Annotated in this window: 13 protein-coding genes and 1 tRNA gene; 4 read left to right on the forward strand and 10 right to left on the reverse strand. The window is 33.6% G+C overall.

What is annotated here, in order from left to right:
• Positions 1-107 precede the first annotated feature (107 nt).
• Positions 108-1,100, reverse strand: coding sequence for a phosphotransferase (locus ACFX5E_RS01975; RefSeq protein WP_379853490.1), 993 nt, complete (start codon positions 1,098-1,100; stop codon positions 108-110).
• A 403-nt stretch (positions 1,101-1,503) separates the two neighbouring features.
• Here ACFX5E_RS01975 and ACFX5E_RS01980 point away from each other — a divergent pair.
• Positions 1,504-1,575 (forward strand) — tRNA-Glu (locus tag ACFX5E_RS01980).
• A gap of 710 nt (positions 1,576-2,285) precedes the next feature.
• Here the strand turns inward: ACFX5E_RS01980 and ACFX5E_RS01985 are convergent.
• Complete coding sequence (locus tag ACFX5E_RS01985; RefSeq protein ID WP_379853491.1) at positions 2,286-2,684, reverse strand: NUDIX hydrolase; 399 nt, start codon at positions 2,682-2,684, stop codon at positions 2,286-2,288.
• A 321-nt stretch (positions 2,685-3,005) separates the two neighbouring features.
• On the opposite strand from ACFX5E_RS01985, the gene ACFX5E_RS01990 reads away from it, so the two are divergent.
• A complete protein-coding gene (locus ACFX5E_RS01990; RefSeq protein WP_379853492.1) occupies positions 3,006-4,547 on the forward strand; it encodes a hypothetical protein in 1,542 nt (513 codons plus the stop codon).
• A 221-nt stretch (positions 4,548-4,768) separates the two neighbouring features.
• Here the strand turns inward: ACFX5E_RS01990 and ACFX5E_RS01995 are convergent, their stop codons facing one another.
• The 8 genes from ACFX5E_RS01995 to ACFX5E_RS02030 all read right to left on the reverse strand — a co-directional run bounded on the left by ACFX5E_RS01995 (position 4,769) and on the right by ACFX5E_RS02030 (position 9,971).
• Positions 4,769-5,284 carry a hypothetical protein gene (locus ACFX5E_RS01995; RefSeq protein WP_379853493.1) on the reverse strand — a complete coding sequence of 172 codons (516 nt, stop codon included), beginning with the start codon at positions 5,282-5,284 and terminating at the stop codon, positions 4,769-4,771.
• 353 nt (positions 5,285-5,637) lie between these two features.
• Positions 5,638-6,546 (reverse strand): NmrA family NAD(P)-binding protein, encoded by a 909-nt coding sequence (locus tag ACFX5E_RS02000; RefSeq protein ID WP_379853494.1) that lies wholly within the window; start codon positions 6,544-6,546, stop codon positions 5,638-5,640.
• A gap of 120 nt (positions 6,547-6,666) precedes the next feature.
• Positions 6,667-6,885: a hypothetical protein gene (locus ACFX5E_RS02005; protein WP_379853495.1), complete on the reverse strand. Its 219-nt coding sequence runs from the start codon at positions 6,883-6,885 to the stop codon at positions 6,667-6,669.
• 551 nt (positions 6,886-7,436) lie between these two features.
• Positions 7,437-8,159: a hypothetical protein gene (locus ACFX5E_RS02010; protein ID WP_379853496.1), complete on the reverse strand. Its 723-nt coding sequence runs from the start codon at positions 8,157-8,159 to the stop codon at positions 7,437-7,439.
• A gap of 61 nt (positions 8,160-8,220) precedes the next feature.
• Positions 8,221-8,481, reverse strand: coding sequence for a hypothetical protein (locus tag ACFX5E_RS02015; protein ID WP_379853497.1), 261 nt, complete (start codon positions 8,479-8,481; stop codon positions 8,221-8,223).
• 222 nt (positions 8,482-8,703) lie between these two features.
• A complete protein-coding gene (locus ACFX5E_RS02020) occupies positions 8,704-8,922 on the reverse strand; it encodes a helix-turn-helix domain-containing protein (RefSeq protein WP_379853498.1) in 219 nt (72 codons plus the stop codon).
• Positions 8,923-9,159: 237 nt separating this feature from the next.
• Positions 9,160-9,369, reverse strand: a complete 210-nt coding sequence (locus tag ACFX5E_RS02025; RefSeq protein WP_379853499.1) for a hypothetical protein — start codon at positions 9,367-9,369, stop codon at positions 9,160-9,162.
• Between the two features lie 74 nt (positions 9,370-9,443).
• Entirely contained in the window at positions 9,444-9,971 is a 528-nt protein-coding gene (locus tag ACFX5E_RS02030; RefSeq protein ID WP_379853500.1) for a hypothetical protein, read from the reverse strand.
• Positions 9,972-10,396: 425 nt separating this feature from the next.
• Here ACFX5E_RS02030 and ACFX5E_RS02035 point away from each other — a divergent pair, with 425 nt between their 5' ends.
• On the forward strand, positions 10,397-11,722 hold the full coding sequence (locus ACFX5E_RS02035) for a trigger factor (protein WP_379853501.1): 1,326 nt from the start codon (positions 10,397-10,399) through the stop codon (positions 11,720-11,722).
• 397 nt (positions 11,723-12,119) lie between these two features.
• On the forward strand, positions 12,120-12,794 hold the full coding sequence (clpP, locus tag ACFX5E_RS02040) for an ATP-dependent Clp endopeptidase proteolytic subunit ClpP (protein WP_379853502.1): 675 nt from the start codon (positions 12,120-12,122) through the stop codon (positions 12,792-12,794).
• The last annotated feature ends 37 nt before the right edge of the window (positions 12,795-12,831 follow it).

Below are 12,831 nucleotides of genomic sequence, written 5' to 3' on the forward strand. Positions count from 1 at the left end.
ATTTATTTTGAATTATTGCTGTGTTGTATAACGTTCCTAGGTTTCGTTAAAATATTTTGGCTAAAATAATATTTATTTTTGGATTAGGACTATTTTATAGATTTGAGTTATTGGATGATTTCTTTCGAATCATTATATTCAATCCAAGATTTCATTCTTCCGATAAACATTTTTAGGTAATTTTCAGTCAAAAATATATTTGACCAATCAAATCGTTGCGATTGTACGCCAAGATAAAAAATCCAAATGGCGGCACCCGCATCAGGAATTATTTTTATTTCTTCTTTAGAGAGTGTTCTTATGTTTTGATATCCTTTTAAAAAACCTTCAACTTTTAGTTCATATTCATCTTTGTTGGCTTCGATATGGAACAGTTGTTTGCAGAAATAAGCAACATCAAAAATCAACAAGCCGTTTCCACAAAAATCAAAGTCAAAAATGGTTGCTTCGTTTTGGTCTGCAACGTTCATATTGTCATACCAAATATCCAAATGAACAATTCCTTTTGTGACCTTTGTGAAGTCTATTTCTTCAAAGTTTTTGCTTATTTTTTCGCTTTGCTTTTTTACGAATTGCATTTCCGCTAGTGACTCAGAAAAATGGCTTTTTGCATATTTATACGGTAATTGAACCAAGGTTTCTAAATCGTAATTGATACGGTCAATACTTTTGTTGGCAGTTACCGTATGGATTTTTGCCATCAGCGAACCAATAGAGAAACAAGTCGCAGCATCCATGAATCTTATTTTTTCTCCTTCGGCAAAGGAGAAAAGTACGGCGTGACGCATTCCTTCCGGTGCATTTAGATCTTGTATGAACTCGCCTTTTTTGTCCTCAATAGGAAAAGAGATGCTGATATTATTCTCTTTTAATAAAAGCAACAGCTTGATTTCTTCCTCGATTTGGGATTTAGAACGCCAATCGTAAAAGTAAACGCGTAATACATATTTTGTTTCGTTGTCAGCAATAAAATAGGTGTGATTAATCCCTGTTCGAAACAATTGGCACGTACAGTTTTCGCTCAGATTGTATTGTTCTGTAACAAATTGCCCTAATGCTGTGGCTGAAAGTGTTGAGGTTGTAACGGGGAATTGTGTCATTTTTTTAAAATTGAATATACGGATTGCAAATCTACATTATACTTTAGATTTGCAAAGTACAATCAATAATAAATGTTTCAAAGTCTGGAGCGGTAATGGAGTTTGTTGTTTATAAGATAATTTTTTAAAAAGCCCATATTCAGAGACATTTGCGAAGCATTAATTAGAAATTTATTCTTTAAAAGAAAACTTTGCGTTCACAATAATCACCTTCGCATTACACTTTAGGTTTTTTGTTTGAAAAATCAGGTTGATAAAAAACAATCGTATTATTGATAAGTGTCTGTTCTGAACTGATTACAATTTGCGAATGTAATAGTGACTGTTTTTATTGGAAGGTTTTTGGGTTTGGCTTTGTGCGTCTCAAAAATAGTGTTATTTTTGCACGCGAAATACAAAGCTTGGCCCGTTCGTCTATCGGTTAGGACGCATGGTTTTCATCCATGTAAGAGCGGTTCGATTCCGCTACGGGCTACAACTTATAAACACAATCTTAAAAAGCCTCGAAAATTATTTTTCGAGGCTTTTTTTGTACTGGTTTTGGCTGTTCTTTTTGTGAATTTTATTAAATAGGAGAATGCTTCGGCTTTCAGAAGTTTAGATTATGTAAAGAAATCATTATTAACTAATTAGGATTGTAAGACGCTGCGCAAAGTCTCCCGACTTTGTGCCAAATCCTATATGCAGTTAATTCTTTACATCAATTGATTATTTGCTCATTATTGTGGGCGTAAAGTCAGAGACATTTGCGCATCTTATACGATAAATTGATACTTCGAATGAACACTTTGCGGAGCTGGGTAAAAGCATCCCAAACCAGTGAAAGATCCGCAGCAAATTCTCTGTTTACGAATACAGTTTTTGTTGCTCTGTCAATGGTAAAATCAAATAACAAATTAGATTTCATTTTTCGGAATAATTAAAAAGGTTATTAGTAATTGTCGATTGGCTTGGTCGTCCTAAATTACGGCGAACATTTTGATAAATAGGATAAAGTGCGACAAACCCAAGCGGATAGAAGTAGATAAGTCTACCAAATAGCATCCTTTTTCGGTTTATCAAATATAACAATTAATCGTACCGTAAATAAATCATTGTCTTTATTTGTTGTTGGTATGTAGAGCGAGAAAGCCAAGTTCTACAACAGTACACCATCTAGCGCATGGCCGCGCAGAAATAATATTCTCAGTCTAATAAATTATGTAGTTTCAGATAGTCAAAAATCAATTTATCCACTTCTGAAATTTTGTCTTTGTCCGCATAGGTGAGCCACTTCATTTCTTCAATTTCTGAACTTGCTTTTAGTTCTCCGGAAAATGCACTTGAATAACAAGTCATTTTTACCAAAACGCCTTCCGGATGTCCGTGAGCTTGCGCTTCAAAAATGCCAACAAATTTCATTGTATTTGTATCAATACTCACATTAAGTTCTTCTAGAATTTCTCTCACTAAAGCATGCTCGTCCGTTTCGCCAATTTCTCTTTTACCGCCCGGAATATAATATTTGTCTTTCCCATAACTTTTTGTAGAGAGAATGGATTTGTTTTTTAGTTCTATCCAAGCCAGTTTGTCAATTGATTTCATATGTGGATACTGTTTTAGTATTTGAGTGTTTTGTAAGTGTTCCTATTCTTGATGTTTGTGAAAGTAATAAAAATGTGAGCATGTAACTAGCTATTCCATTAGCGCCTAAAATGCACGTCCTTTTTTGTTTAATTAATTTCCGATTAGTAATACTTTTTTTTGTAATTATTTTGTGGCTGTGCTAAAATTCACTTATATTTATATGATTCTATATATCAGCTGTTTAAAATTAAATTTTATCTATTTCAACAAAATAATAGTTGGATTTAAAAAAAAATAATATTAAATTTGTTTAACAATAACCTGAAAAATATAAACATAATGAAACATTTAAAAAAAAGTTTAGTAGTACTAGCGCTAGTGATTCCCTTCATTTTTAGTAGTTGTAACAATGATGATGCTCCAGCCCCAACAGTTCTGAATTCAAAAGTCTATGATTTAGGTGCGGTTGGGACTTCGGGAGTAACCGGAACAGCAACTATCATTGAAAAAAGTGATGCGACACTAAGTATTGAGTTAGATTTAAAAAATACTGTTGCAGGTGGTTTACATCCAGCGCACATTCACTTGAATACAGCGGCTGAGGGTGGAGATATAGCACTTACCTTAAAACCAGTTGATGGTGCGACTGGCAAAAGTATTACGACATTCAAAGCACTGGATAACGGCAGCCCCATTACATATCAAGCGCTGCTTGATTTTGATGGGTACATCAATGTGCATTTGAGTGCCGACAAATTGACTACACTTGTTGCACAAGGTGATATTGGACAAAATGACCTTACTGGGGTTTCTAAAGTGTATCCTCTAGGCAGCGTCGCTGTTCCGGCAATATCTGGTACTGCTACTTTTTATAAAAGAGTAAATGGAGAAGCATTAGCGATAGTACAATTACAAAATACTCCAGCTGGTGGGTCGCACCCTGGACACATCCATACCAATACAGCCGCTCAAGGAGGTGGAATTGCTTTTTCTTTTAAGCCCGTAAATGGGGATACAGGATTGAGCGCAACTAACGTCTCTAAATTGGATAATGGTACTGCTTTCGGGTACGATCAAGTACTAGCCTATAATGGCTACATCAACTTTCATTTAAGTTCGACTGCGTTAGCTACTCTTGTTGCTCAAGGGGATATTGGTCAAAATGAATTAACGGGCAAAAAAGTAAGTTACGTATTAGCCCAAAAAGACGTTGTAGGTATCAATGGAACGGTTGAATTTGCGGAACGTGTAAACCAAACTACGTTGGTAACCATTAAACTTGTGGGCACTCCTGCTGGCGGAAGTCATCCAGCGCACATCCATGAGAACAATGTTGCTACATCTGGAAATATCATTGCTGGTTTGAATCCCGTAAATGGAGACACTGGAATTAGTAAAACACAAGTAGCTACTTTAGTAGGTGGTGCTGCAGTAACTTACACTCAGTTTTTAACATTAAGCGGTTATGTGAATGTTCATTTAAGTGCTGCTGATTTAACTACCATAGTGGCGCAAGGGAATATTGGTTCAAGCGTAGGAAGTGGTTCTGGAAGTGTAGAAACAAAAACTTATAATGTAACCAATAGTGGGACTACTGCTTATATTTTTAACGGTGAAGGATTAACAAACGCAAGCAATCCAAACTTTACTTTTAAAAGAGGTGGCACCTATACTTTCAATGTTAATACTCCAGGTCACCCTTTCTATTTGAAGACAGTACAAGGCACGGGTACCGCCAATGCCTTTACTTCAGGAGTTACAAATAACGGTGCAGTATCAGGATCAGTAAAAATCGTTGTTCCTGCGAATGCCTCAAATACCTTGTACTACAACTGTGAATTTCACGGTTTGATGACGGGAACGATTAGCATTACCAACTAGTTTTAAATTTGTAGATTAGTAAAAGGGGGATGGTAAAACATCCCCCTTTTGCGTTTTAATAAGCGAAGTAAAATGGTATTGTAAATCTATTTTAAGATTAAGTATAAATCCGTAATTTATTTTAGGACGGGATATGTTTGTTTTCACAAGTGAGTTGCGTTCGCCTAAGTTTAAAATTAGAATGTGGATTCAAAATTGTTTTTTAAAAAATAGCTTGACAGTTAAAAACTCAAAATATATTCTACGTTGACTAAAGTTATTGATTTGGGATTGCCTAAATTAATGTTTAATGCAGATTCCTTGTCATAAGCAATTGTACAACTAGAATTTGCTAGAATTTGCGTGCAAAAAGGTTCAGTCGCAACTCCAAAGGTACTTACAACTACTCCGTCAGTATCTGTGGTGATTTTCGGAACTCCTTTAACAGTAAAGTTATTCGGGTTGATAAGTTTTATTTTATATTGCAATCTAGAGGTATTTTTACCGGTGTCAGGAGTAAAAACAAATTGTAAAACTTCGTAGGTGAGGTTTTCTAATTTCACTCCTTCGTTGATAGGAGTTACGACATAATCGCAAGGTACTACCCTCTCGTATGCGGGGCTGTAGGCAGTTCCGGTTGGGGATTGTATAACCTGTTCAGGAAATGTGATTGTTTTAGTGCAATCACCGCTTGAAGAGCAGCTTAATACTGAAATGGAGCTCGTTAATAAATATGTTAATCTTGCTACTTTGTTCATTTTTGTTTACTGAATGTGTTTGTGATTGTTGCTGTTTTATTATAATTTTTTAAAACCAAAAGGTAGTGTAATTTCTACTCAAGTGAAAGGGTAGCGCGACTCTGTACAAAGTTTCCCGACTTTGCAATCATATTTATCTGCATTTAAAACTTTATACTCATTGTTCTTGGCGCAAAGTCAGAGACATTTGCGCAGGGTATTAGATAAATTTATTCTTATAATGAACACTTTGCGGAGCGGGTTTTTGTGTAAATACAAAATAGAATGTGATGCACGAAATCCCGACTAGTGTAAATCTGTTTTTAGCGGTAGTCGATTTTTTCATTCGCTAGATAACTTAACTTTCAAATAGTTTAAATACTTTTTTTTCCATGATGTTTCAATAGAAAATATTTTACCGTTGTCCATTGTATTTCTGGGTAGCGACTATTATCGAGTTTTGCTATTTTTGAACGCTCATCTATCATATTGTGCATGTATTGCATTCCTTGCCAAGCAGGATAAAGTTCTTTTTCTCCTGGTGCTAATTTTCGTGCAATCTTTATAATTATAGCAAGAAGTCTTTGTCCACCAGGTCTAAATAAGCGAAACTTCTGCCCTGTTACCTGACTAGCTATTACTTTTACTTCGCGCGGACTTATTAGGTCACCTGCAATTCTAAGGTATCGAGGAGTATTTGAGTCCAGAGCTACTTTGGTTGTAAATTCTGCGGTATTGTCCATTGTGGTAAAGCCCAATTTGTAATCCTTATTTCCCCAATATAGAATCATTTTCTGCTTGAAAAGAATCATAGGCATTTCATCTATTAGTAATTCCGTAAAAGCTCCGTTAAAAATTGAAGTTGCACTAATTGAAGTTTTGTCAAGATATTCGTGAAATTCACGTCTTAGATCCAAGTTTCGGTTTTCGCCATATGAAAACTTGGTAAAATCTAATGAATAGTCTGATGGAATAAATCGAGGAACACCTGCTAAGATGGCGGCATCTAACAAAACTTTTTGGGCATCTATAACCACTTCACGTAATCCGGCTAAAGCGGAAATTACGCAGGAAACACCAATGCAAGAAGTTTTTAATTCTTCCAAATTCCAACTGCTCACCTTATAAATTTTAACACCTAAATTTTCAAGTTCTTTTATTTTTTCAATAGCACTGTTCGACCGAACAACTACAAGTATTTCAGCATCTTTATTTAGTAAAGCCTTTACTATTCTTAGCCCTAAATTACCTGTCGCACCGGCTACTAAAATTATTTTTTTCATTTCTCTATACTTTTTTCTATTGTCCGTAGAAGGGTTTTACAATTAATCAACGTTAGTTCGCCTAAAAATCGGCAAATTGGGTTGTTTTCCCTTAAAATACTTATTTAAAATATTTAATTTTTACAGGATAGGAATTCCTATACAGTGAATAATAAGTATTATTACAACTGTTATTCCAAAACTGCACAAAGTAAGAATACGCCAATAAGTAGACCTTCCATTCCCAAATCTCCAAATTCTTTCGCCAGTTTCTTTTCTGTTTGATTGTAAAGTATATTTCGCCAGTATATATGTTGAAACAATAAAAATTAGAATTGCAATTAACCAAAATTTCATCATAATTTATATTTTTAAAATGCAGTTCAATTTACGCTTTTTTTTCAAAATATTACCAACGTTCCTGCTGCGCAAAGTCTCCTGACTTTGTACCCAATCCTATATGCCGTTAATACTTTACATCACTTTATTATTGGCTCATTATTGTGGGCGCAAAGTCAGATACGTTTGCGCAGCTTTAAAGATAAATTTATTCTTCGAAAAAACACTTTGCGGAGCTGGGTTGTTTTGTCCTAATTACAAAGTAAATATAGATGATTTAGATTGTAATTAGTTTTTTTATAAAAAGAGATTGTATTGTAAATCTGACTTCATAGCTAGTAGGGTCTGCAAAATATCCAGACTACTAACAATGGTTATCTGCCGATTACACTTTACATCAATTGATTATTTGCTCATTATTGTGGTCGCAAAGTCAGAGACATTTGCGCAGCGTATACGATAAATTGATGCTTTGAATGAACACTTTGCGGAGCTGGGGATTTTTCTAATTTTGGAGATACCGCTACTTTATTGAATCCTGAAATTGTGGACAAAATTAAAGATAATAAAGTTTAAGGTTGAGAATTTGTCGAAAGATTTTTAACCTTTTTTTTATCATTTATAATGAATCTATAAATGAGATAAAACGAAGTGAAATGCAATATTCTATCAAAGGTGTTCAAAACTACATCTTCAATAAAATAAGTTCCAATAGCGGCAAAAATATCGTTAAAAATTAAAGCAAATGCACCAAAAAAGTAATAGTACGCTTTTTTGTTTCCAAATTTCCCCAGATATAAAACTGCTGTAACTCCAAGAAATACAGCTACTATTGCATTAAAAATCAAAATGATGTTAAGAAAATTATCATCAATAATAGACATTAAAACATATAAGATTGCTAATAAAAACAAACAATTTATGACTAATATAAAAAGTGAAAATCCTTTTGGTATCGTGTAAAGTTTTTTAGTTTTGATTGAATTGTAGCCTAAATTTATTATTGCTAAATAACAAAAGAAGGATGCCACTAATGCAGATCTGTACAGCGGTATTGCATCTTCCCACAACAAAAGTAATATCTCATTTAGATAAAAGAAAAAAACGTATAAATAATAATTTAGAGTAAGTTTCTCAAAATTACTCAATACGGCATAAATGATAAAAGTTGGAATTATAAAAGGTTTAATATAAATTATATGTGCCGGATTATAAAAAACTCCAGCACAAAAATAGACTATTAATAGAGTAATAGGTATAAATATTAATGATCTTCTAGTATTGATTGTGTACATAGATGTTAAGTTTGACGACATTGTTGATAGCGTTTCTCCCCGCTGCTGTCCACAATTTTTTCTATTTAGTTTGTTTTAATTCTACTTTTCGGTTGTCAATAAATAATCTACAGCTTACAGAAAAGAAACCTGAAATATTTGTTTTAATATTCAGCTTTTCTCCTTGTTTGTTAATTAGATTACCGGTCATATTACTGGGTGTAATAAAACTTAATTGTTCATCTTGCAATTCATTATTTACATAAAGTTTTTCACCACTAAACCAATTATTAGTTACTTTAATTTCGGTTTCTTCGTATTTTGCAATCCATTCACTTTTCATTATTTTATATTTTTTAGATTAATTTTTATTTTTCGATACGGTTCAAATCAAGTCCACTTCATAAAGTCTCCCTCCTTTGTGCGAAATCCTAAATGCCAGTAACACTTTACATCAATTTATTATTGGCTCATTATTGTGGGTGCAAAGTCGGAGACATTTGCGGAGCTTAAACGAAAAATTTATTCTTTAAATGAACACTTTTCAGAGTGTTTTTTTCATAATTTAAGAATCTATGTATCTTTGTATTTCGGTTAGTAATATTTTGGGGGATTTTCCCTGTTGCACTTTATTTATGATTCCATCTTCTAGAAAACGGTAGAGGGTAGAACGGCTGATCCCCATTATTTCGCATGCCTCACTTAGAGAAACACCTTCATTTTCTTCTCTTTTTTTTCTGATTTCTTCCCTGATTTTTTCAGAGTGTTCGCTTATAGGTTTCATTTTTTCTTTTTGTTAAATTATAATTACTTTCAGTATTTCGTTGTTGGGCTTTTGTACCTTCAAATTTTCTTTTTTTAGTTTCGAATTTTCTTCCATAACGTTCACTTGATACAAGAGTTTTGGGACTATAACAGCGTTATTTTTTCGGTTGATAAATGAATTTAAATTTACTGAAAACAACCTTCAAATTCAAGAATATTACCCCACTATAGAAAAGCGTGTGTTGGTAAATCGGTTTTATTTTTGATTTGCTTTTTTATCATCAGAATACATTTTATTTTGAATGTCTTCTGAAATCCTTTTTAAGGTTTTTGTCTGTTCTTTTTGGTTTAAGATTAATTCATCAATTCTTAACATCCAAGCACCAAATGCTCTAATTAAGAAAGCTAATCCAATTAATAAAGCACACACCATTATAAATGGCCCAATAGATTGTAAATTTTCCATATTTATTTTGTTAAAGGATTATTCATTCCGCCAATTTAAGTGAATGATTTTTTTAAATTATTTTTTATGATTGATTATGTAAACCATTTTTGTTGTATTGCTAATAATACAACACCAATTAATAACGGAATTACAATTTGCCAAAACCATCTACCAATACTTTCGGCAATTGCATTTTGTTGCTTTTCTTTTTCTTTGGGTTGGATTATTTTTTTTATTTCTGTTTTTACAACACTTAAATCATCTGATTGATTAAACTGTCCTATAGTAGAATTATTAAAGTTATTAGTTATGTTTTTAATTTCTAATTCACGTTCTTTTTTCAACTTGTAATATTCTTTAAATCCACCATTTTCAATAAAACGATCAGTATGATAATCACACCATATTTTTTGATAATGGCTACCTTTATCTAAAATGTTTCCAATATTAAATTCATTTGTAGATAAGTTACAAATTTGATTGTATAAAAATTCAAATTGCTCTAATGATATTTCGAAATGCTTTGCTAAATATTGATTATCATATTCACAATCTTTTAGGTTATTTAAGAATTTTAAAACTTCGTCTAACTTTAATATTTCTTCTTTTGAAAATTCCATATTTTCGGTGTTTCGGTTTCTCAAACTGTTCGCCAACTGGTATATAGCCGCTACTTTGTTTCGTTTTGTATGATTTCAAATATATAAATAAATTAGTACAAAATATTAAATAAATTTTTTATTATTAATACTCCAATTCGCGTGAAGGATGGCAGTGGAGCTCTTTATTGTTTTGTCCCGAAGGGCAAAACAATAAAAGCGGGAACGTACAGCCTGACCCGCAGTCTCGTCTTTTGGGACGAGACGGAGGGACACGCCCAAATTATTTTCGGTTTCAGACCTGTGATTTTTTCAAATAAACGGCTAAAATTCAATCCTGTTTCGCGTAGATGCTTCGGGATTGGGAACGTGAATAAAAAACTTGTTTGGGTTGCAAAAATTTTATAATTTTGCAGTCCGAATTTATAATATAAATAAAGAAGAAGATGGATATCAAAAGAGTAGCAACAGACGCAGTAACTGAGACAATTGTAATGACTGTAGTTCAGATGGATTACAAAGGTCAGGTTGCAAAAAGAATAAACGAAAAAATGCCTTTGGCAACTGTTAAAGGATTTAGAAAAGGGGCTGTGCCTAAAGATCTTGTTGAAAAACAATACGGTCGCGCCATCAAACAAGAAGAAGTTCAAAAAGTGGTTGACTTGGCCTTAGAGCGTTTCGTGCAATCAGAAAGATTAAACCTTCTTGGAACGCCATTGGCTAAAGTAAACGAAGATTTCTCTTGGGATACTGAAGAATTGGTTTTTGAATATGAAATTGGTTTAGTACCAAACTTCACTTTAGACTTAGAAGCTAAAAACGACATCTTAAAATATGTGGTTTCTGCTGATGATAAATTGATCGAAGGTCAAGTTGAAAGAATCCAAAAACAATTTGGTAAAGCGATTCCTCAAGAGGTGGTTGTAGCTGATGCTGATTTGACTGGAACTTTCACTAACGAAGAAAAAGAAATCAATAACACAACAACAATTGCTTTGGATATGTTCAAAGAGAAAGCTACTGCTGATAAATTCATCGGTAAAAAAGTAGGTGATGTTGTGACTGTAAATACAAAAGATTTATTCGAAGACGTACACCAATTGATGGACGTGTTGAAAGTAAGTCATGATGAGGTTCACGAATTGGCGGTTGACGTAGATTTCACTATCGAAGCGATCAATACTACTGAAATGGCTGAATTGAACCAAGAATTGTTCGATAAACTTTTTGGAGCTGGAACTGTAGCTTCTCTAGAGGAATTGAAAGCAAAAATCAAGGAAGATGCTGAATCTCAATTTGCACAACAAGCAGACCAAAAATTATTGGCTGATGTTCAGGATTTCTTGATTGCAAATACAAAATTTGACTTGCCATCTGAATTCTTGAAAAAATGGTTGCAAACTGTAGGTGAGAAAAAATTGTCTCCTGAAGAAGCTGAAGTAGAATATGCACGTTCTGAAAGAGGATTGCGTTTTCAGTTGATCGAAGGTAGAGCAATGGCTACAAGTGATATCAAAGTTAGTTTTGAAGACTTGAAAACATTCACTACAAAATCAATCCGTCAACAAATGGGTCAATTCGGACAAACAAATCCTACTGACGAAGAAGTTCAGGGAATTGTTGCAAGAGTTTTGTCTAACCAAGACGAAGTAAAAAGACTTTCTGACCAAGTGGTAGGAGAGAAAATGTTAGAATTGTTCAAAGAAAAAGCAAATCCAACTACTAAAGAAGTTACGTACGACGAATTTATTGCCGCTTCATACGGAGAATAAATAGGAGTCTGTACAGTCATAAAGTCGAAAGTCAAAAGCCCTAATAATGCAAGTGATTATTAAAATTTTATGATTTTATTACAGATACTAAACAATAAAAAATAGTTATATTTGAGCGTCAGAAAAAATATTTTTTGGCGCTCTTTTGTTTGAATTAATTTAAGGAGCAATTCCAGCTATCCGTTGCAAGTTTTTTTATTGCTGCCTTTTTTGTAAGGCAAAAAAAGAGCTTCCTTTGGTCGCTTTTTTTTACCAACAAAAAATAGTCAGCCATCGCAAAAAGCTTTTCACTGCTATCTGGGCTAAAAATAAGACATATTGACATCATTTGTAAATAGGTATGACCTTTGCATTAAATGGAATCACAAGATATACGAAAAACTTAGAACAAAAAAATATGAACTACGGTAAAGAATTTAAAAAATTTGCTACAAAGGACCACGGCGTAAACTCGATGTATTACGATAAAATCGTAGGCGCAATGACTCCTAAAAACATGACTCCCTATATCATCGAAGAACGCCAGTTGAACATTTCACAATTAGACGTTTTCTCCAGATTGATGATGGACAGAATTATATTCTTGGGGACGGGAATTGACGATCAAATTGCAAACATCGTTCAGGCACAGTTATTGTTCCTTGAAAGCGCCGATGCTTCTAAGGACATTCAAATTTATTTGAATTCTCCAGGAGGAAGCGTTTACGCAGGATTGGGAATTTATGACACAATGCAATACATCAAACCAGATGTAGCAACTATATGTACAGGAATGGCAGCTTCTATGGGAGCGGTGTTGTTATGTGCAGGAGCAGCTGGAAAACGTTCGGCATTACCGCATTCAAGAGTAATGATTCACCAACCATCAGGAGGAGCTCAAGGAGTTGCTACAGATATGGAAATCAACTTACGTGAAATGTTGAAACTGAAAGATGAGTTATATAAAATTATCTCTCAACACTCCGGACAAACTTTCGAGAAAGTACACACCGATAGTGAACGTGATTATTGGATGATTGCTGAAGAAGCAAAAGCATACGGAATGATTGATGAAGTTTTAGTAAGAGGATAAATTTAGTATTCAGTTTGCAGTCACAGTTTACAGTATT

It is taken from the genome of Flavobacterium xylosi (assembly GCF_042787345.1).
GTDB lineage: Bacteria > Bacteroidota > Bacteroidia > Flavobacteriales > Flavobacteriaceae > Flavobacterium > Flavobacterium xylosi.

Coding starts and splice junctions, on each gene's coding strand:
- ACFX5E_RS01975 (WP_379853490.1), bottom strand. CDS start 1,100: ATGACACAATTCCCCGTTACAACCTCAACACTTTCAGCCACAGCATTA.
- ACFX5E_RS01985 (WP_379853491.1), bottom strand. CDS start 2,684: ATGAAATCAATTGACAAACTGGCTTGGATAGAACTAAAAAACAAATCC.
- ACFX5E_RS01990 (WP_379853492.1), top strand. CDS start 3,006: ATGAAACATTTAAAAAAAAGTTTAGTAGTACTAGCGCTAGTGATTCCC.
- ACFX5E_RS01995 (WP_379853493.1), bottom strand. CDS start 5,284: ATGAACAAAGTAGCAAGATTAACATATTTATTAACGAGCTCCATTTCA.
- ACFX5E_RS02000 (WP_379853494.1), bottom strand. CDS start 6,546: ATGAAAAAAATAATTTTAGTAGCCGGTGCGACAGGTAATTTAGGGCTA.
- ACFX5E_RS02005 (WP_379853495.1), bottom strand. CDS start 6,885: ATGATGAAATTTTGGTTAATTGCAATTCTAATTTTTATTGTTTCAACA.
- ACFX5E_RS02010 (WP_379853496.1), bottom strand. CDS start 8,159: ATGTACACAATCAATACTAGAAGATCATTAATATTTATACCTATTACT.
- ACFX5E_RS02015 (WP_379853497.1), bottom strand. CDS start 8,481: ATGAAAAGTGAATGGATTGCAAAATACGAAGAAACCGAAATTAAAGTA.
- ACFX5E_RS02020 (WP_379853498.1), bottom strand. CDS start 8,922: ATGAAACCTATAAGCGAACACTCTGAAAAAATCAGGGAAGAAATCAGA.
- ACFX5E_RS02025 (WP_379853499.1), bottom strand. CDS start 9,369: ATGGAAAATTTACAATCTATTGGGCCATTTATAATGGTGTGTGCTTTA.
- ACFX5E_RS02030 (WP_379853500.1), bottom strand. CDS start 9,971: ATGGAATTTTCAAAAGAAGAAATATTAAAGTTAGACGAAGTTTTAAAA.
- ACFX5E_RS02035 (WP_379853501.1), top strand. CDS start 10,397: ATGGATATCAAAAGAGTAGCAACAGACGCAGTAACTGAGACAATTGTA.
- clpP (WP_379853502.1), top strand. CDS start 12,120: ATGAACTACGGTAAAGAATTTAAAAAATTTGCTACAAAGGACCACGGC.